Raw genomic sequence first — 18,770 nt, forward strand, 5'->3', positions numbered from 1 at the left:
AATACCGCTGGGGTTAAATGTTACGCGCGCTTTTGTAGGATAAATAAATAATGACCATATAAAACAGTAAGTTACATTATTATATTCTGTACCGCTTTGGTGGTAGTCGAAAATTTCCCCTTCTGAACATCCCCAACTCCCCTTGATCGTTATCAATTCTCCTCCTCTTTCAGAGCGTTACCTTCGCTGCAAATCAGCAATGTCGATTTAGAGAGCCACAGGCTCCATACAGGAGATACCCGATGAGCAAATTTTTGGACCGGTTTCGCTACTTCAAACAGAAGGGCGAAACATTTGCCGATGGGCACGGCCAGGTTCTGGAGACTAACCGGGACTGGGAAGACGGTTACCGTCAGCGCTGGCAACATGACAAAGTCGTACGTTCGACCCACGGCGTAAACTGCACCGGCTCCTGTAGCTGGAAAATTTTCGTCAAAAATGGTCTGGTGACCTGGGAAATGCAGCAGACCGACTACCCGCGCACCCGCCCGGATATGCCAAACCACGAACCGCGCGGCTGCCCGCGTGGCGCAAGCTACTCCTGGTATCTCTACAGCGCTAACCGCCTGAAATACCCGCTGATGCGTAAACGCCTGATGAAAATGTGGCGTGAAGCGAAAGCGCAGCACAGCGATCCGGTTCTGGCCTGGGCCTCTATTATCGAAGACGCCGACAAAGCGAAGAGCTTCAAACAGGCTCGCGGTCGCGGCGGCTTTGTTCGCTCCTCCTGGCAGGAAGTGAATGAGCTGATTGCCGCTTCCAACGTCTATACCGTGAAAACCTACGGCCCGGACCGCGTGGCTGGCTTCTCGCCAATCCCGGCGATGTCGATGGTCTCCTACGCCTCTGGCGCGCGTTATCTGTCGCTGATCGGCGGCACCTGCCTGAGTTTCTACGACTGGTACTGCGACCTGCCGCCTGCCTCTCCGCAGACCTGGGGTGAGCAGACCGACGTTCCGGAATCCGCCGACTGGTACAACTCCAGCTACATCATCGCCTGGGGCTCTAACGTGCCGCAGACCCGTACCCCGGACGCCCACTTCTTTACCGAAGTGCGTTACAAAGGCACCAAAACCGTAGCCGTGACCCCGGACTATGCCGAAATTGCCAAGCTCTGCGATCTGTGGCTGGCGCCGAAGCAGGGTACCGATGCGGCCATGGCGCTGGCGATGGGCCACGTCATGCTGCGTGAGTTCCATGTTGACAAGCCAAGCCAGTACTTCACCGACTACGTGCGTCGTTACACCGACATGCCGATGCTGGTCATGCTCGAAGAGCGTGACGGCTACTATGCCGCAGGCCGCATGCTGCGTGCCGCCGATCTGGTGGATGCGCTGGGCCAGGAAAACAATCCGGAGTGGAAAACCGTTGCCTGTAATAGCAATGGCGAGCTGGTTGCACCGAACGGCTCTATCGGCTTCCGCTGGGGCGAGAAAGGTAAATGGAACCTCGAGCAGCGTAACGGCACGACGGGCGAAGAGACCGAACTGCGCCTCAGCATGCTGGGCAGCCAGGACGAGATCGCCGATGTTGGCTTCCCGTATTTCGGCGGCGAAGGCTCCGAGCACTTCAACAAGGTGGAGCTGCAGAACGTCCTGATGCACAAACTGCCGGTGAAACGCCTGCAGCTCGCCGACGGCTCAACCGCACTGGTCACCACCGTTTACGACCTGACTCTGGCCAACTACGGTCTGGAGCGCGGTCTCGGTGATGAAAACTGCGCCACCAGCTATGACGACGTAAAAGCCTACACCCCGGCCTGGGCGGAGCAGATCACCGGCGTTCCACGGGCGCAGATCATCCGTACCGCACGTGAGTTTGCCGATAACGCCGATAAGACCCACGGTCGTTCAATGATCATCGTCGGTGCCGGTCTGAACCACTGGTATCACCTCGATATGAACTATCGCGGTTTGATCAACATGCTGATCTTCTGCGGCTGCGTGGGTCAGAGCGGCGGCGGCTGGGCACACTACGTGGGCCAGGAAAAACTGCGTCCGCAGACCGGCTGGCAGCCGCTGGCGTTTGCCCTCGACTGGCAGCGTCCGGCGCGTCACATGAACAGCACCTCCTACTTCTATAACCACTCCAGCCAGTGGCGCTACGAGACGGTTACCGCGCAGGAATTGCTGTCGCCGATGGCGGATAAATCCCGCTACAGCGGTCACCTGATCGACTTCAACGTCCGCGCTGAACGCATGGGCTGGCTGCCCTCTGCGCCACAACTGGGCACCAACCCGCTGCGCATTGCAGAAGCGGCGAAGAAAGCGGGCATGACCCCGGTGGATTACACCGTCAAATCCCTGAAAGAGGGTTCCATCCGTTTCGCGGCAGAACAGCCGGAAAACGGTAAAAACCATCCGCGTAACCTGTTCATCTGGCGCTCCAACCTGCTGGGCTCGTCCGGTAAAGGGCACGAGTACATGCTGAAATACCTGCTCGGTACCGAAAACGGCATTCAGGGCAAAGATCTTGGCAAGCAGGGCGGCGTGAAGCCGGAAGAGGTGGAGTGGAAAGATAACGGTCTCGACGGCAAGCTGGATCTGGTGGTGACCCTCGACTTCCGTCTCTCCAGCACCTGTCTCTACTCCGACATCGTGCTGCCAACCGCCACCTGGTACGAAAAAGACGACATGAATACCTCGGATATGCATCCGTTTATTCATCCGCTCTCTGCGGCCGTTGACCCGGCGTGGGAATCGAAAAGCGACTGGGATATCTACAAAGACATCGCGAAGAAATTCTCCGAAGTCTGCGTAGGCCACCTGGGCAAAGAGACCGACGTGGTGACGCTGCCCATCCAGCACGACTCCGCTGCCGAACTGGCGCAGCCGCTGGACGTGAAGGACTGGAAAAAAGGCGAATGCGACTTGATCCCGGGCGTGACCGCGCCGCATATCATTCCGGTTGAACGTGACTACCCGGCGACCTATGAGCGCTTTACCTCTATCGGCCCGCTGATGGAAAAAATCGGTAACGGCGGGAAAGGCATTGCCTGGAATACCCAGAGCGAGATGGATCTGCTGCGTAAGCTCAACTACACCAAGGCGGATGGCCCGGCGAAAGGCCAGCCAATGCTCAACACCGCGATTGATGCGGCAGAGATGATCCTCACCCTGGCGCCGGAAACCAACGGCCAAGTGGCGGTGAAAGCCTGGGCGGCGCTGAGCGAGTTTACTGGCCGCGATCATACCCATCTGGCGCTGAACAAAGAAGACGAAAAGATCCGCTTCCGTGATATTCAGGCCCAGCCGCGTAAAATTATCTCCAGCCCGACCTGGTCTGGCCTCGAAGATGAGCATGTCTCTTACAACGCGGGTTATACCAACGTTCACGAGCTGATCCCATGGCGCACGCTGTCCGGTCGTCAGTCGCTGTATCAGGATCACCAGTGGATGCGTGACTTCGGTGAAAGCCTGCTGGTGTACCGTCCGCCAATCGACACCCGTTCGGTGAAAGCGGTGATGGGTGCGAAATCAAACGGCAACCCGGAGAAGGCGCTGAACTTCCTGACGCCGCACCAGAAGTGGGGTATCCACTCCACCTACAGCGACAACCTGCTGATGCTGACCCTGTCCCGTGGTGGCCCGATTGTCTGGATGAGTGAAGCGGACGCCAAAGATCTGGGGATCGAAGATAACGACTGGATCGAAGTCTTCAACAGCAACGGTGCCCTGACGGCGCGTGCGGTGGTGAGCCAGCGCGTACCGGCCGGGATGACCATGATGTACCACGCGCAGGAACGTATCGTGAACCTGCCGGGGTCTGAGATCACCGAGCAGCGCGGCGGGATCCACAACTCTGTGACCCGTATTACGCCGAAACCAACCCATATGATCGGCGGTTATGCCCAGCTGGCCTACGGCTTTAACTACTACGGCACCGTAGGATCGAACCGCGATGAGTTCGTGGTGGTACGTAAGATGAAGAACATTAACTGGTTAGACGGCGAAGGTAATGACCAGGTACAGGAGAGCGTAAAATGAAAATTCGTTCACAAGTCGGCATGGTGCTGAATCTGGATAAATGCATCGGCTGTCACACCTGCTCAGTCACCTGTAAAAATGTCTGGACCAGCCGGGAAGGGATGGAGTACGCCTGGTTCAACAACGTGGAAAGCAAGCCGGGCACCGGCTTCCCGACCGACTGGGAAAACCAGGAGAAGTGGAAGGGCGGCTGGATCCGCAAAATCAACGGCAAGCTGCAGCCGCGCATGGGTAACCGCGCGCTGCTGCTGGGTAAAATCTTTGCTAACCCGCATTTGCCGGGCATCGATGATTACTACGAGCCGTTTGATTTTGACTACCAGAACCTGCACAACGCGCCGGAAAGTAAACACCAGCCGATCGCCCGTCCACGCTCGCTGATCACCGGTCAGCGCATGGACAAGATCACCAGCGGGCCAAACTGGGAAGAGATTCTGGGCGGCGAGTTCGAAAAACGCGCCAAAGATCAGAACTTCGAGAACATGCAGAAGGCGATGTACGGCCAGTTCGAAAACACCTTCATGATGTACCTGCCGCGCCTGTGCGAACACTGCCTCAACCCGGCGTGTGTCGCCACCTGCCCGAGCGGTGCCATCTACAAGCGTGAAGAAGATGGCATCGTGCTGATCGACCAGGACAAGTGCCGCGGCTGGCGTATGTGCATCACCGGCTGCCCGTACAAAAAAATCTACTTCAACTGGAAGAGCGGTAAGTCTGAGAAGTGCATCTTCTGCTACCCGCGCATCGAAGCCGGGATGCCAACCGTCTGCTCCGAAAGCTGCGTAGGCCGTATTCGCTACCTCGGCGTACTGCTCTATGACGCGGACGCGATTGAGAACGCGGCGAGCACCGAAAACGAGAAAGATCTCTATCAGCGTCAGCTGGATGTGTTCCTCGATCCGAACGATCCGAAGGTGATCGCTCAGGCGCTGAAGGACGGTATTCCGCAGAGCGTGATCGACGCCGCGCAGCAGTCGCCGGTCTACAAAATGGCGATGGACTGGAAGCTGGCTCTGCCGCTGCATCCGGAATACCGCACATTGCCGATGGTCTGGTACGTGCCGCCTCTGTCGCCTATTCAGTCTGCGGCGGATGCCGGTGAGCTGGGCAGCAACGGTATCCTGCCGGACGTCGAAAGCCTGCGTATCCCGGTTCAGTACCTGGCGAACCTGCTGACCGCAGGGGATACCCAGCCGGTGCTGCTGGCCCTGAAACGTATGCTGGCGATGCGCCACTTCAAACGTGCGGAAACCGTTGACGGCGTCATCGATACCCGCGCGCTGGAAGAGGTGGGCTTAAGTGAAGCCCAGGCCCAGGAGATGTACCGCTACCTGGCGATTGCCAACTACGAAGACCGTTTCGTGGTGCCGAGCAGCCACCGTGAGCTGGCGCGTGAAGCTTTCCCGGAGAAAAGCGGGTGTGGCTTTACCTTCGGCGACGGTTGCCACGGGTCAGACAACAAATTCAACCTGTTCAACAGCCGCCGCATCGACGCGATGGATGTGACCAGCAAAACGGAGCCGCACCAATGATTGAACTCGTCATTGTTTCGCGTCTGCTCGAGTACCCGGATGCTGCGCTGGCGCAGCATCAACAGGAACTCTTCGATGCACTCGCGTCATCGGAAAACCTGGATAAAGAGGATGCCCAGAAACTGGGCGTTTTCCTCCGCGATCTGTTAGCGCGCGATCTACTGGATGCGCAGTCTGACTACAGCCAGCTGTTCGACCGGGGCCGCGCCACCTCGCTGCTGCTGTTTGAACACGTTCACGGCGAGTCCCGCGATCGCGGCCAGGCGATGGTGGACTTAATGGCCCAGTATGAGCAGCACGGCCTGCATCTCGACAGCCGCGAGCTGCCGGATCATCTGCCGCTCTACCTGGAGTATCTGGCACAGCTGCCAAAAGAAGAGGCGCTGGGCGGCCTGCAGGATATCGCCCCGATCCTGGCCTTGCTGAGCGCGCGTCTGCAACAGCGTGAAAGCCGCTATGCGGTGCTGTTCGAACTGCTGGTGAAGCTGGCTAACGCCTCGGTCGACAGTGAAAAAGTGGCGGAGAAAATCGCCGATGAAGCGCGCGACGACACCCCACAGGCGCTGGATGCGGTCTGGGAAGAGGAACAGGTGAAGTTCTTTGCTGACCAGAGCTGCGGCGAGTCGGAAATCTCTGCTCACCAGCGTCGTTTTGCCGGTGCCGTTGCCCCGCAATATTTGAATATCTCTAACGGAGGACAGCAATAATGCACTTCCTGAATATGTTCTTCTTCGATATCTATCCGTACATTGCGGGTTCGGTATTTCTGATTGGTAGCTGGCTGCGTTACGACTACGGCCAGTACACCTGGCGCGCCGCCTCCAGCCAGATGCTGGATCGCAAAGGGATGAACATGGCATCCAACCTGTTCCATTTCGGGATCCTGGGGATTTTTGCCGGTCACTTCCTCGGAATGCTGACCCCGCACTGGATGTATGAATCCTTCCTGCCGATGGACGTGAAGCAGAAGATGGCGATGATTGCCGGCGGTGCCTGCGGCCTGATGACCCTGGTTGGCGGCCTGATGCTGCTGAAGCGTCGTCTGTTCAGCCCACGTGTGCGCGCTACCACCACCGGGGCGGATATCCTGATCCTCACCCTGCTGATGGTGCAGTGCGCGCTGGGTCTGCTGACCATTCCGTTCTCGGCTCAGCATATGGACGGCAGCGAAATGCTGAAGCTGGTGGGGTGGGCACAGTCGGTAGTGACCTTCCATGGCGGTGCGTCTGAGCATCTTGACGGCGTGGCGTTTATCTTCCGCGTGCACCTGGTACTGGGCATGACGCTGTTCCTGCTGTTCCCGTTCTCCCGTCTGGTGCATATCTGGAGCGCGCCGGTGGAGTACATGACGCGCAAATACCAGATTGTGCGCGCCCGTCGCTAATCCGCCGTTTTCATCTCAACCCCGCTCTGGCGGGGTTTTTTTTCGCCCCAGCCGAGGTTATTACCCGCCGCGGCAAACAGAATCAGCGCTCCGCCAGCCAGCTGGGTGAGGCTGAGCGCGTGCCCGAACACCAGGTTGTCGACAATCAGCGCGACGACCGGATAGATAAATGACAGCGAGCCGATGATGGGGGTAGGGAGCTTCTGAATGGCGCTGTACAGCAGTTGATACATCACCCCTGTGTGCACGATGCCCAGCGTCAGCAGAATCCCCCACGGGAAATCGCTGGAGAAGGTCGGCATATGCGCCAGCGGCAGCAGCATCACCACGCCGGTTAACACCTGGATAAAGGCGATGTGCTGCGGTGCAATGGTCTGTAATTTGCGTGTGATAATGGCAGTGAGGGCATAAAAGAAAGCGGCACCCAGCGCGAGGCCGATTCCCGCAAGCCATTGTGCGCTGTGTCCGCCGGTCAGCTCGCTGGAGAGCAAAATCACCACCCCGCCGAAGGCGAGGAACAGCCAGCCCCATTTCACCAGACTCACCCGCTCGCCCATCAGCATGCCCATCAACACCAGCATAAAGGGCTGGGTGTTATAGACCACCGTCGAAAGTCCGATGGAGATACGTTCGAACGCGGCAAAGAGCAGCAGCCAGTTAATGACCAGCGCAATGCCGCCAAGAATGGCCAGACCCAGGGTCACTTTGGTTAACGGGCTAAAAGGGCGTTTACTCAAACGAATAAAAAGAAACAGCGCAATGGCGCCAATCAGACAGCGCCAGAACACCACGTCAATGACCGGCAAGCCGGAAAGCAACACAAAAGCCCCGATAGAGCCGGATATCAGCATCGCCAGGCTCATCTGCCAGACGCCTTGTTGAATGTCGCGCATCGTACACCTCCTGATTATTGCCTCTATTGTTAAAAAAATGTGTCCGGTTTAACAGCGCTGAATTAAGGTAAAAGGCGAGGTTTAGTTTTATAAATTAGGTGAATGCTATGGATTACCTTATCGATGAGATCGACCGTCATATTCTGCGCTGTCTGGTAGAGGATGCGCGTATGTCGCTGAAGGTGTTAAGCGCCCGGGTTGGGCTCACGTCACCCAGTACGGCAGAGCGTTTAAAACGGCTGGAAGAGCGAGGCATCATTCAGGGGTATGGCGCGCGGGTAAACCTGGCCGCACTGGGTTACACGTTGCAGGCGCTGGTGCGCGTGCGACCGTTACCGGGGTTATTGCATAAAGTGGATAAATACATCCAGCAGATGCCGGAGTGTATTGAAAGCGACAAAGTGACCGGCGAGGACTGTTTCGTTATCCGGCTGGTGGTGCGCTCCATCGAGCAACTGGATACGTTGCTGGATGGACTGGCAGAACATGCGCAGTGCAATTCATCGATTGTGAAGAGTTCACCGGTGACCCGTCGGTTGCCCCCGTTGTAAGGGATTTCGCCGGGTGGCGGCTGCGCCTTACCCGGCCTACGAGTATGGTACGGTTTTGTAGCCCCGGTAAGCGCAGCGCCACCGGGGAAAACTGGTGTGCGGAACCGGAAGAATATCACTCTATTTTGGATTGTTTTTTGAGAGAAGTGATGGTGGTGGGGGAAGGATAACTCGGCTACGCCTCGCCCTTCGGGTCGTTGCCTGCGGCAACGCTTTCTCGCTACGCTCGAATCGAACCTTGGTCGAAGCTTCTCATCCTTCCCTGCATTGGAAGAATATGGAACATAGTGCGGAGTAAGAGGTTTGAAACTATCTGGAAGTGATGGTGGTGGGGGAAGGATTCGAACCTTCGAAGTCTGTGACGGCAGATTTACAGTCTGCTCCCTTTGGCCGCTCGGGAACCCCACCAGGGGTAATTCAGATTTTGAGGTGAAACTTGAAGATGGTGGTGGGGGAAGGATTATTCGTCGCTTCGCTCCTCACCCTTCGGGCCGTTGCCTTTGGCAACGTTGTCTCGCTTTCGCTTGACTCGAACCTTCATCGAAGGTTCTCACCCTTCCCGATAAGTGCAAACATCGCTACATCTCATCGGTATTACCACATCGCTGTGGTGAATAATGGTGGTGGGGGAAGGATTCGAACCTTCGAAGTCGATGACGGCAGATTTACAGTCTGCTCCCTTTGGCCGCTCGGGAACCCCACCACGGGGTAATGCTTTTACTGGCCTGCTTCCTTGTGGGAAGCGGGGCGCATCATATCAAATGACGCGCCCCTGTAAAGACTTCCTTTGCATAAATGAATCGTTTGCCTGATTTTTACGCATAAAGACGCAAAGCTAATCAATTCATTTTATAAAGGATTAAAGAATAATCGTTCTGTTACCGTAGACAAAGACGCGCTGCGCCAGCACCTGATACAGCGCACGGCTTAAGACATTTTTTTCAACGTCGCGGCCGGCACGCATCATATCTTCCGCCGTGTAGGTGTGATCGACATGAATCACGTCCTGCATGATGATTGGACCTTCATCCAGATTGTCATTCACGTAGTGTGCCGTTGCGCCGATGATTTTCACGCCGCGTTCGTACGCCTGGTGATAAGGACGCGCGCCGATAAAGGCCGGCAGGAACGAGTGGTGAATGTTGATAATCTTATTCGGGAAGCGGGCAACAAATGACGGCGTCAGGACGCGCATATATTTCGCCAGCACCACATAATCCGGGTTATGCGCTTCGATGGCCTGCGCCATTAAATTGTCATGCTCTTCGCGGGTATGGCCTTCATGGCTGACCAGCTCAAACGGAATATCAAAACGCTCAACCAGCGTACGCAGCGTCTCGTGGTTACCAATGACCGCGGCGATCTCAACATCCAGCCCGCCATAGTTGGCTTTCATCAGCAGGTCGCCCAAACAGTGGGCCTCTTTGGTAACCAGGATCACCACCCGGCGGCGACCGGCAGGGTTCAGTTCACGCACGGAACCTTCCGGGAGCGCGCCGTCCAGATCGGCAAGCAACGTCGCGTCATTGAAGATCCCTTCCAGCTCGGTACGCATAAAGAAGCGGCCGGTACGGTGATCAACAAACTCGTTGTTCTGCACGATATTCAGTTCATGTTTGTAGCAAATATTGGTGATACGGGCGATCAGCCCTTTCTGGTCGGGACAAATGGTGCGCAGCACTTTACGTTGTGTTGATTGCATTGCCGGAAAATCCTTACGTGTTTGCTTGAACCGTGTTGTCAGGCCTTATTGCCCGCAACACTTTTTAAATTTTTTGCCTGAACCACAAGGGCAGGGGTCATTACGACCAAACTGTGGACGCGTGCCGTCAATATAGTACCACTCTCCACCCTCCTTTAAGAAACGCGAGCGTTCGATGATCGCGCCCGCTCTTCCTTGCTCGGTAAAGCGCGCAACAAAACTGACGAACCCCTCGTTTTCATCCCGGCCTGCTGCCGTTTCGTACTGAGTGAGGCCGAGCCACTGCGTATTTGCAAATCCGGCCTCGATCTCCTGACGAAAATCAGTAGCATGGCAGGATGGATGCCAGGTCTTGATCAGGTAGTCTGCGTCCCGCGTCACAAAAGCGGCATATCGGGAGCGCATAAGTGATGCCGGGTCCGGTGCAACCTGCTCACCGTTAAGATATCGTTGGCAACATAGGCTATACTCGAGTGCGCTACCGCAGGGACAGAGTTGAGACACGATTCTCTTCCTGAAATTAAAAAATGAATGGCGTATAACGCCAGGGTGGCACTATGTTAACTGAGCGGTCGCAATGACGCTATGCAGGAATCCAGGGGACGCTAAACAGGGATAATGAGAAAAGTAAAAATTGGACTGGCATTGGGCTCAGGTGCAGCCCGGGGCTGGTCGCATATTGGTGTGATCAACGCCTTACAACGTTTGGGTATCGAAATTGATATTGTTGCAGGCTGTTCAATAGGTTCACTGGTGGGAGCCGCCTACTCGTGTGGCAAGCTTCCCGAGCTGGAAACCTGGGTACGATCGTTTAGCTACTGGGACGTCCTGCGCCTGATGGATCTCTCCTGGCAACGTGGCGGGTTATTACGCGGAGAGCGCGTCTTTAACCGTTTTCGCCAGGTGATGCCCCTGACCGAATTCTCCAGCTGTCAGATGCCTTTCGGTGCGGTTGCAACCAACCTCAGCACCGGCAGGGAGATCTGGTTTACCGAAGGCGATATTCATCTTGCCGTCCGTGCCTCCTGCAGTATGCCGGGTCTGATGGCGCCGGTTCCGCACAACGGTTACTGGTTGGTTGACGGCGGCGTTGTGAATCCTGTTCCCATTTCACTGACCCGTGCGATGGGGGCCGATATCGTGATTGCCGTCGATCTCCAACATGATGCCCACCTGATGCAGCAGGATTTGATGCCGGTTAACACCCAGTCGGATGAGTACGCTCTGGAGGATCTCGCGTGGCATAAACGCCTGCGAGGACGTTTCACGCGAACCACCCGCAAGCTGGTTGCTGCGCCAACCGCCATGGAAATCATGACGACGTCGATTCAGGTGTTGGAAAATCGCCTGAAGCGTAATCGAATGGCGGGTGACCCGCCGGATATATTGATTCAACCTTTTTGTCCACAAATTTCAACGCTCGATTTCCATCGTGCTGAAGCGGCCATTACCGCAGGCGCGCAGGCAGTCGAAAAGAAAATGGACGAATTATTACCTTTAGTGCGGGCAACAGCCTGAGCACCCTTTTTTTGATTACTTCAGCAAAATCTGACAGGCGATAGTGCCGATAGCATGCCACTATTTATCTATTGTCAGCGCCGGGAGAGACCATGACACAGCCATTAGCCGGGAAACAAATTCTGATAGTTGAAGACGAGCCTGTTTTCCGCTCCTTACTGGATTCATGGCTATCATCGCTGGGGGCGACGACTGCACTTGCAGGTGATGGGATCGACGCCCTGGAAAAAATGGTGGGCATTAAGCCCGATTTGATGATTTGCGACATCGCCATGCCGCGGATGAATGGCCTGAAGCTGGTGGAGCATTTACGTAATGCCGGTGACCAGATCCCCATTCTGGTCATTTCTGCGACCGAAAATATGGCCGATATCGCAAAAGCGTTACGCCTGGGTGTCCAGGACGTATTGCTTAAGCCAGTTAAAGATTTGAATCGCTTGCGTGAAACCGTTCTCGCCTGCCTCTATCCCAATATGTTTAATTCGCGTGTTGAAGAGGAAGAGCGGCTTTTTCAGGACTGGGATGCGCTGGTGAATAACCCCTCTGCGGCGGCAAAACTGTTACAGGAGCTTCAGCCGCCGGTTCAGCAGACATTTTCCGGCTGCAAAGTTAATTACCGCCAGCTGATGGCTGCCGATCAACCGGGTCTGGTGCTGGATATCGCACCATTATCCGATAACGATCTGGCGTTTTATTGTCTGGATGTTACCCGGGCGGGCGATAATGGTGTGCTGGCGGCATTATTATTGCGGGCATTATTTAATGGCTTGCTTCAGGAACAACTTTCTCATCAGGGTCAGCGCCTGCCTGAGTTAGGTAGCCTGCTGAAACAGGTTAACCAGCTGCTGCGCCAGGCCAGTTTGCCAGGACAATTCCCATTACTGGTCGGTTATTACCATAGCGGCCTGAAAAATTTGATTTTAGTCTCCGCCGGACTTAATGCCACGCTTAATACGGGTGAGCATCATATTCAGGTCAGCAAAGGCGTTCCGTTAGGAACCTTAGGAAATACTTATCTGAATCAAATAAGCCATCGCTGCACCTCATGGCAATGCCAAATTTGGGGTACAGGGGGGCGGTTGCGCTTAATGTTGTCCACAGAATAGTCAGTTGGAATTTAAACGGTAGATAGCTTTACCGTCGTTTTACGGGCAATGCTACTATCGGTGCCTGTTTTTATTCGTATTTATCCTAATTAAGCGGTAGCGCGTCCTTTTCAGACCCGGACATCCTCCCCAGGCTGATATACTAAACGCGTTATTAATGCAGACTAAAGTTCAAAACATGAACATTTCAGGAGAGTTTCAATGGCTGCCGTAAATTCGAAAGTGAGAAAGGCCGTTATCCCGGTTGCCGGGTTGGGAACCAGGATGCTGCCAGCAACGAAGGCAATTCCAAAAGAGATGCTGCCACTCGTTGATAAGCCATTAATCCAGTATGTGGTTAACGAATGTATTGCTGCAGGCATTACTGAAATTGTGCTGGTAACACATTCATCCAAAAACTCTATCGAAAACCATTTCGATACCAGTTTTGAACTTGAAGCCATGCTGGAAAAACGCGTGAAGCGTCAGCTTCTTCAGGAAGTGCAGTCTATTTGCCCGCCGCACGTGACTATTATGCAGGTCCGTCAGGGGCTGGCAAAAGGTCTGGGTCATGCAGTCCTGTGTGCTCATCCGGTAGTCGGTAACGAGCCGGTAGCGGTTATTTTACCGGACGTTATTCTCGACGAGTTTGAATCCGATCTTTCCCAGGATAACCTGGCTGAAATGATTAAACGTTTCGACGAAACGGGCAGCAGCCAGATCATGGTTGAGCCGGTTGAAGACGTGACCGCATACGGCGTTGTCGACTGCAAAGGCGTGGCGATGAACCCGGGCGACAGCGTGCCAATGGTTGGCGTGGTTGAGAAGCCAAAAGCTGACGTAGCGCCGTCTAACCTCGCTGTAGTAGGGCGTTATGTTCTGAGCGCAGAGATTTGGCCGCTGCTGGCGAAAACGCCTCCAGGTGCCGGGGGTGAAATCCAGCTGACCGACGCCATCGACATGCTGATCGAAAAAGAGACCGTGGAGGCTTACCACATGAAAGGGAAGAGCCACGACTGCGGTAATAAACTCGGTTACATGCAGGCCTTCGTTGAATATGGTGTTCGTCACCAGTCCCTGGGCGAAGAATTTAAGGGCTGGCTGAAAGAGACGCTGGGCATTAAAAACTAATACGGCGTTAACGCCCTAAGCAAAACCGGTGATAGCCATGCTACACCGGTTTTTTTATAACTTTTTTAGGGTGTCACTCACGTAGGGTAGGGTAATAGTGTGATGTAATCGTTATATGAGCACGTGTAACAGAATGTCACACGAGATAAAATACAGGCATAAAAAATCCCGCATTAAGCGGGATTTTTCGGATATTTACTGGCTTATTCCTGAATCAGGAAGTCGTCCAGTTGTTTACCTTGCTCATCCATTGCTTTTTTGATAACAGCTGGAGTACGACCCTGGCCGGTCCAGGTTTTAGATTCGCCGTTCTCATCGATGTAGCTATATTTAGCCGGACGCGCAGCACGTTTAGCTTTAGTACCGGTTTTGGCGGCAGCCATGCTGTTCAGCAATTCGTTAGGATCAATACCATCAGCGATCAGCATTTCACGATATTGCTGCAGTTTACGTGTACGTTCTTCGATTTCAGCAGCAGCGGCGTTTTCTTCTTCACGACGCTCATTAACAACGACTTCTAATTTCTCCAGCATTTCTTCAAGCGTTTCCAGAGTACATTCTCTCGCCTGGGCACGGAGAGTGCGGATGTTGTTCAGAATTTTAAGTGCTTCGCTCATTGTAGTAATCTCAAACTTATAATGTGGGGGTTTGTTGAGGTAATAATAGAGGCATAAATTGATATGTGCAATAGGCCAGAATGTAAGGAATTCAAAAATACCTAATATTCGGGACTATTATTAATTATCAGAACTTAAATTTGGCGAGGTGAAAGGGGGGCGGCGTTATCAAAAGATGCGTTGTAAACCTGACGGTGAACTCTTTTTTTGCAGACAATTTTCATGGGGGTTTTTGTTTCTCCGGATAAATATCAACCTTTCGTATTAGTACTCAAAACACGGTTGCCCAAGGGAATTTTTAATTACACCTGAATCATTTCAAGCCCCGTATCGACTTAAAATAACAGATTTTTCCAGAACTTAGCGTTTATAAAACCATGAGTTTTTACGTCCTTTTCATCTGCTCCCTCGTAAGTTGTCCTATATCCTGGCGAAGGATGAAATCTCTCGTAACGCGGGTCTTCCGCGCCGCAGCACGGAAGACCCGACAAAATATGGTACAATCGCGTATCGGTAATAATACACATTGATTAGGGTTTAACGGCCAATGGCACAACTGTATTTCTACTATTCAGCAATGAACGCAGGTAAGTCGACCGCGTTACTGCAATCCTCCTACAATTACCAGGAGCGTGGGATGCGTACGGTGGTTTATACCGCTGAAATCGATGACCGTTTTGGTGCCGGAAAAGTGAGCTCCCGAATTGGCCTCTCTTCTCCGGCCAGGTTATTTAACCCCCAAACCAATCTGCTGGATGAAATTCGTGCAGAGGCCGCTGACCAGGCAGTCCATTGCGTACTGGTGGATGAGAGCCAGTTTTTAACGCGTCAGCAGGTTCATGAGCTTTCTGAAGTGGTTGATGAGCTGGATATTCCGGTGCTTTGCTATGGGCTGCGAACGGATTTTCGCGGCGAGCTGTTTGTCGGTAGCCAGTATTTGCTGGCCTGGTCAGACAAACTGGTGGAATTAAAAACCATCTGCTTCTGCGGGCGTAAAGCGAGTATGGTGCTGCGTCTTGATCAGGCAGGAAAACCCTATGCAGAAGGCGAACAGGTGGTGATTGGCGGCAATGAGCGCTATGTATCCGTATGTCGTAAGCATTATAAAGAGGCGCTGGTGGTAGGCTCTCTGACAGCGATTCAGGAAGCCAGTCGTCGTTAACGGTCTGGCAGAGTCTGTCCCTATTTACGCTGGAAAAGAGACATAAAAAAACCCGCCGAAGCGGGTTTTTTTATTGAGCGATTAATTAAGCGCTTTTCTTCGCTTTCTTATCCGCTTTTACCAGGGTTTCAACAGCTGCAGGTGCAGCAACCACACCTTCAGTGTATTCGCGGCCATAGTAGGTATCCAGCAGGATCTGTTTCAGCTCTGCGATCAATGGGTAGCGCGGGTTCGCACCAGTACACTGGTCATCAAAGGCATCTTCAGACAGCTTGTCTACGTGTGCCAGGAAGTCAGCTTCCTGAACGCCAGCTTCACGGATAGACTTAGGAATACCCAGCTCAGCTTTCAGGCTTTCCAGCCATGCCAGCAGTTTCTCGATCTTCGCAGCAGTGCGGTCACCAGGAGCGCTCAGGCCCAGGTGGTCAGCGATTTCTGCGTAGCGACGACGCGCTTGTGGACGGTCGTACTGGCTGAATGCAGTCTGCTTGGTCGGGTTATCGTTAGCGTTGTAACGGATAACGTTAGAGATCAACAGGGCGTTCGCCAGACCGTGAGGAATGTGGAACTGAGAGCCCAGCTTGTGCGCCATGGAGTGACACACACCCAGGAAGGCGTTAGCAAACGCGATACCGGCGATGGTGGCAGCACTGTGCACACGCTCACGGGCAACCGGGTTTTTAGAGCCTTCGTTATAAGAGGCTGGCAGGTTCTCTTTCAGCAGTTTCAGTGCTTGCAGAGCCTGGCCGTCAGAGAACTCAGACGCCAGTACAGAAACATAAGCTTCCAGGGCGTGAGTTACCGCATCCAGACCACCGAATGCACAGAGTGATTTCGGCATATCCATGACCAGGTTGGCGTCAACAATCGCCATGTCCGGGGTCAGAGCGTAGTCTGCCAGTGGGTATTTCTGACCTGTTGCATCGTCGGTAACAACAGCAAACGGTGTCACTTCAGAACCGGTACCGGAAGTGGTGGTGACGGCGATCATTTTCGCTTTCACGCCCATTTTCGGGAACTTGTAGATACGTTTACGGATATCCATAAAGCGCAGCGCCAGCTCTTCGAAGTGCGTTTCTGGGTGCTCGTACATTACCCACATAATTTTGGCTGCGTCCATTGGGGAGCCGCCGCCCAGCGCGATGATCACGTCTGGTTTGAAGGAGTTTGCCAGCTCTGCGCCTTTGCGAACAACAGACAGGGTTGGGTCAGCTTCAACTTCGAAGAACACTTCAGTTTCCACGCCAGCCGCTTTCAGAACAGAGGTGATCTGGTCTGCGTAGCCATTGTTGAACAGGAAACGGTCAGTCACGATGAGCGCACGTTTGTGGCCATCAGTAATCACTTCATCCAGCGCGATTGGCAGGGAGCCACGGCGGAAGTAGATAGATTTCGGAAGTTTATGCCACAACATGTTTTCAGCTCGCTTAGCAACGGTTTTCTTGTTGATCAGGTGCTTAGGACCAACGTTCTCAGAGATGGAGTTACCACCCCATGAACCACAACCCAGAGTCAGGGAAGGCGCGAGTTTGAAGTTATACAGGTCACCGATACCACCCTGAGAAGCAGGGGTGTTGATCAGGATACGTGCAGTTTTCATCATCTGACCGAAGTAGGCCACACGTTCAGGCTGGTTATCCTGGTCAGTGTAGAGACAGGAGGTATGGCCGATACCGCCCATCGCTACCAGTTTCTCTGCTTTATCAACCGCATCTTCGAAATCTTTCGCGCGGTACATTGCCAGCGTCGGAGAGAGTTTTTCGTGTGCAAACGGCTCGCTTTCGTCAACGATATTCACTTCGCCAATCAGGATCTTGGTGCTGGCTGGGACGGTGAAACCTGCCAGTTCAGCAATTTTATACGCTGGCTGACCTACGATGGCGGCGTTCAGTGCGCCATTTTTCAGGATGATGTCCTGAACCGCTTTCAGCTCTTTGCCCTGCAGCAGGTAACCGCCGTGGCTGGCGAAACGTTCGCGAACGGCATCGTATACGGAATCAACAACAACAACGGACTGCTCGGAAGCACAGATTACGCCGTTATCGAAGGTTTTAGACATCAGTACAGAAGCAACAGCACGTTTAATATCGGCAGTTTCGTCGATAACAACTGGGGTGTTACCCGCACCTACGCCGATAGCTGGTTTACCGGAGCTATAGGCCGCTTTAACCATGCCTGGGCCACCAGTTGCCAGAATCAGGTTGATGTCCGGGTGGTGCATCAGAGCGTTAGACAGTTCCACGGAAGGCTGATCGATCCAGCCGATCAGATCTTTCGGTGCACCCGCAGCGATCGCCGCTTGCAGAACGATATCTGCAGCTTTGTTGGTTGCATCTTTAGCACGTGGGTGTGGAGAGAAAATGATTGCGTTACGCGTCTTCAGGCTGATCAGCGATTTGAAGATAGCAGTAGAAGTTGGGTTGGTGGTTGGAACGATACCGCAGATGATGCCGATTGGCTCAGCAATGGTGATGGTACCGAACGTGTCATCTTCAGACAGAACGCCACAAGTCTTCTCATCTTTATAGGCGTTGTAGATATACTCAGAAGCAAAGTGGTTTTTAATCACTTTATCTTCAACGATACCCATACCGGATTCGGCAACGGCCATTTTAGCGAGAGGGATTCGAGCATCTGCAGCAGCCAGAGCGGCGGCGCGGAAGATTTTATCAACCTGTTCTTGGGTGAAATTGGCATATTCACGCTGGGCTTTTTTTACGCGCTCTACAAGTGCGTTAAGTTCAGCGACATTAGTAACAGCCATAATGCTCTCCTGATAATGTTAAACTCTTTTAGTAAATCAGCTGCTCGACACGAAAACAGTATAGTCAGCGTCATTGCCACTTGCTTAACTTACGTAAAAACAAGATGTTAACGTCTTTATCGTTCCCCTGATTTACTAAAAGAGCCTTCCATCAGTAGCCTACGTTCAGACTCTGAGTCTCCCTGGTGGCGTGATCAAGATTACTCACTTCTGAGTACCGAAAACATGATCTGTATCAATTTATCCATAAGCTGATACCTTTCAGCAGGGGTATTTTAGGGCATTTCATCGATTGTTAAATAATTGCAAAACTAATTGAACCATAACAACGCATAAAGTACACAAATATTTTACAGCGTAACATCACCATATTTAGCATTATTGTGATGAAGTAGAGGCATAAAAGGCGTATCGTCTGCCGGGTTATTGTGGATGCCACATTTTA

General features: G+C 53.5%; 14 protein-coding genes, 2 tRNA genes and 2 other RNA genes. 9 read left to right on the forward strand and 9 right to left on the reverse strand.

Annotated elements, in window-relative coordinates; all coding sequences use genetic code 11:
* Positions 1-242: 242 nt before the first annotated feature.
* From C3406_RS14270 to narI, 4 genes are read left to right on the forward strand one after another with little or no spacing between them, the layout of a single operon-like run.
* Complete coding sequence (locus C3406_RS14270) at positions 243-3,986, forward strand: nitrate reductase subunit alpha (protein WP_103822272.1); 3,744 nt, start codon at positions 243-245, stop codon at positions 3,984-3,986.
* Positions 3,983-5,518, forward strand: coding sequence for a nitrate reductase subunit beta (gene narH / locus C3406_RS14275; protein WP_103179930.1), 1,536 nt, complete (start codon positions 3,983-3,985; stop codon positions 5,516-5,518). Before C3406_RS14270 ends, narH begins: the two co-directional genes overlap by 4 nt.
* Complete coding sequence (gene narJ, locus C3406_RS14280) at positions 5,515-6,225, forward strand: nitrate reductase molybdenum cofactor assembly chaperone (RefSeq protein WP_103179929.1); 711 nt, start codon at positions 5,515-5,517, stop codon at positions 6,223-6,225. Before narH ends, narJ begins: the two co-directional genes overlap by 4 nt.
* Entirely contained in the window at positions 6,225-6,902 is a 678-nt protein-coding gene (gene narI / locus C3406_RS14285; protein ID WP_103179928.1) for a respiratory nitrate reductase subunit gamma, read from the forward strand. Before narJ ends, narI begins: the two co-directional genes overlap by 1 nt.
* Here narI and C3406_RS14290 read toward each other — a convergent pair.
* On the reverse strand, positions 6,899-7,795 hold the full coding sequence (locus tag C3406_RS14290; protein ID WP_103822271.1) for a DMT family transporter: 897 nt from the start codon (positions 7,793-7,795) through the stop codon (positions 6,899-6,901). The genes narI and C3406_RS14290 overlap by 4 nt on opposite strands.
* Positions 7,796-7,902: 107 nt before the next feature.
* Between C3406_RS14290 and C3406_RS14295 the strand changes: the two genes are divergently transcribed.
* Positions 7,903-8,346 (forward strand): Lrp/AsnC family transcriptional regulator, encoded by a 444-nt coding sequence (locus C3406_RS14295; RefSeq protein ID WP_103822270.1) that lies wholly within the window; start codon positions 7,903-7,905, stop codon positions 8,344-8,346.
* 150 nt (positions 8,347-8,496) lie between these two features.
* Here the strand turns inward: C3406_RS14295 and C3406_RS14300 are convergent.
* The 6 genes from C3406_RS14300 to C3406_RS14325 all read right to left on the reverse strand — a co-directional run bounded on the left by C3406_RS14300 (position 8,497) and on the right by C3406_RS14325 (position 10,552).
* Positions 8,497-8,623: non-coding RNA, RtT sRNA (locus C3406_RS14300), on the reverse strand.
* A gap of 46 nt (positions 8,624-8,669) precedes the next feature.
* Positions 8,670-8,754 (reverse strand) — tRNA-Tyr (locus tag C3406_RS14305).
* 35 nt (positions 8,755-8,789) lie between these two features.
* Positions 8,790-8,921: non-coding RNA, RtT sRNA (locus C3406_RS14310), on the reverse strand.
* Between the two features lie 43 nt (positions 8,922-8,964).
* Positions 8,965-9,049, reverse strand: a tRNA-Tyr gene (locus C3406_RS14315).
* Positions 9,050-9,205: 156 nt separating this feature from the next.
* On the reverse strand, positions 9,206-10,048 hold the full coding sequence (gene purU / locus C3406_RS14320; protein ID WP_103179925.1) for a formyltetrahydrofolate deformylase: 843 nt from the start codon (positions 10,046-10,048) through the stop codon (positions 9,206-9,208).
* A 45-nt stretch (positions 10,049-10,093) separates the two neighbouring features.
* The gene (locus C3406_RS14325) at positions 10,094-10,552 is read right to left on the reverse strand and encodes a YchJ family protein (RefSeq protein WP_103822269.1); all 459 of its coding nucleotides are present in this window, start codon (positions 10,550-10,552) and stop codon (positions 10,094-10,096) included.
* A 114-nt stretch (positions 10,553-10,666) separates the two neighbouring features.
* Between C3406_RS14325 and rssA the strand changes: the two genes are divergently transcribed.
* The 3 genes from rssA (at position 10,667) to galU (ending at position 13,782) form a co-directional block, all read left to right on the forward strand.
* Positions 10,667-11,566, forward strand: a complete 900-nt coding sequence (gene rssA / locus C3406_RS14330; protein WP_103822268.1) for a patatin-like phospholipase RssA — start codon at positions 10,667-10,669, stop codon at positions 11,564-11,566.
* A 92-nt stretch (positions 11,567-11,658) separates the two neighbouring features.
* Positions 11,659-12,672 carry a two-component system response regulator RssB gene (gene rssB / locus C3406_RS14335; RefSeq protein ID WP_103822267.1) on the forward strand — a complete coding sequence of 338 codons (1,014 nt, stop codon included), beginning with the start codon at positions 11,659-11,661 and terminating at the stop codon, positions 12,670-12,672.
* Positions 12,673-12,873: 201 nt separating this feature from the next.
* On the forward strand, positions 12,874-13,782 hold the full coding sequence (gene galU / locus C3406_RS14340) for a UTP--glucose-1-phosphate uridylyltransferase GalU (RefSeq protein WP_103822266.1): 909 nt from the start codon (positions 12,874-12,876) through the stop codon (positions 13,780-13,782).
* 203 nt (positions 13,783-13,985) lie between these two features.
* Here galU and hns read toward each other — a convergent pair whose 3' ends face one another.
* Positions 13,986-14,399, reverse strand: coding sequence for a histone-like nucleoid-structuring protein H-NS (gene hns / locus C3406_RS14345; protein WP_039030686.1), 414 nt, complete (start codon positions 14,397-14,399; stop codon positions 13,986-13,988).
* 547 nt (positions 14,400-14,946) lie between these two features.
* On the opposite strand from hns, the gene tdk reads away from it, so the two are divergent.
* Positions 14,947-15,561, forward strand: coding sequence for a thymidine kinase (tdk, locus tag C3406_RS14350; RefSeq protein WP_103822265.1), 615 nt, complete (start codon positions 14,947-14,949; stop codon positions 15,559-15,561).
* Between the two features lie 85 nt (positions 15,562-15,646).
* On the opposite strand, the gene adhE is transcribed toward tdk, so the two are convergent.
* Entirely contained in the window at positions 15,647-18,325 is a 2,679-nt protein-coding gene (gene adhE, locus C3406_RS14355; RefSeq protein WP_103822264.1) for a bifunctional acetaldehyde-CoA/alcohol dehydrogenase, read from the reverse strand.
* Between the last annotated feature and the right edge of the window lie 445 nt (positions 18,326-18,770).

The organism is Leclercia sp. LSNIH8, assembly GCF_002920195.1.
Lineage (GTDB): Bacteria > Pseudomonadota > Gammaproteobacteria > Enterobacterales > Enterobacteriaceae > Enterobacter.

What these genes read in the sequence shown, in the direction of transcription:
- tdk (WP_103822265.1), top strand. Translation starts at nt 14,947, where the DNA reads ATGGCACAACTGTATTTCTACTATTCAGCAATGAACGCAGGTAAGTCG.
- hns (WP_039030686.1), bottom strand. Translation starts at nt 14,399, where the DNA reads ATGAGCGAAGCACTTAAAATTCTGAACAACATCCGCACTCTCCGTGCC.
- narH (WP_103179930.1), top strand. Translation starts at nt 3,983, where the DNA reads ATGAAAATTCGTTCACAAGTCGGCATGGTGCTGAATCTGGATAAATGC.
- purU (WP_103179925.1), bottom strand. Translation starts at nt 10,048, where the DNA reads ATGCAATCAACACAACGTAAAGTGCTGCGCACCATTTGTCCCGACCAG.
- rssB (WP_103822267.1), top strand. Translation starts at nt 11,659, where the DNA reads ATGACACAGCCATTAGCCGGGAAACAAATTCTGATAGTTGAAGACGAG.
- C3406_RS14270 (WP_103822272.1), top strand. Translation starts at nt 243, where the DNA reads ATGAGCAAATTTTTGGACCGGTTTCGCTACTTCAAACAGAAGGGCGAA.
- adhE (WP_103822264.1), bottom strand. Translation starts at nt 18,325, where the DNA reads ATGGCTGTTACTAATGTCGCTGAACTTAACGCACTTGTAGAGCGCGTA.
- C3406_RS14295 (WP_103822270.1), top strand. Translation starts at nt 7,903, where the DNA reads ATGGATTACCTTATCGATGAGATCGACCGTCATATTCTGCGCTGTCTG.
- C3406_RS14290 (WP_103822271.1), bottom strand. Translation starts at nt 7,795, where the DNA reads ATGCGCGACATTCAACAAGGCGTCTGGCAGATGAGCCTGGCGATGCTG.
- narJ (WP_103179929.1), top strand. Translation starts at nt 5,515, where the DNA reads ATGATTGAACTCGTCATTGTTTCGCGTCTGCTCGAGTACCCGGATGCT.
- galU (WP_103822266.1), top strand. Translation starts at nt 12,874, where the DNA reads ATGGCTGCCGTAAATTCGAAAGTGAGAAAGGCCGTTATCCCGGTTGCC.
- rssA (WP_103822268.1), top strand. Translation starts at nt 10,667, where the DNA reads ATGAGAAAAGTAAAAATTGGACTGGCATTGGGCTCAGGTGCAGCCCGG.
- narI (WP_103179928.1), top strand. Translation starts at nt 6,225, where the DNA reads ATGCACTTCCTGAATATGTTCTTCTTCGATATCTATCCGTACATTGCG.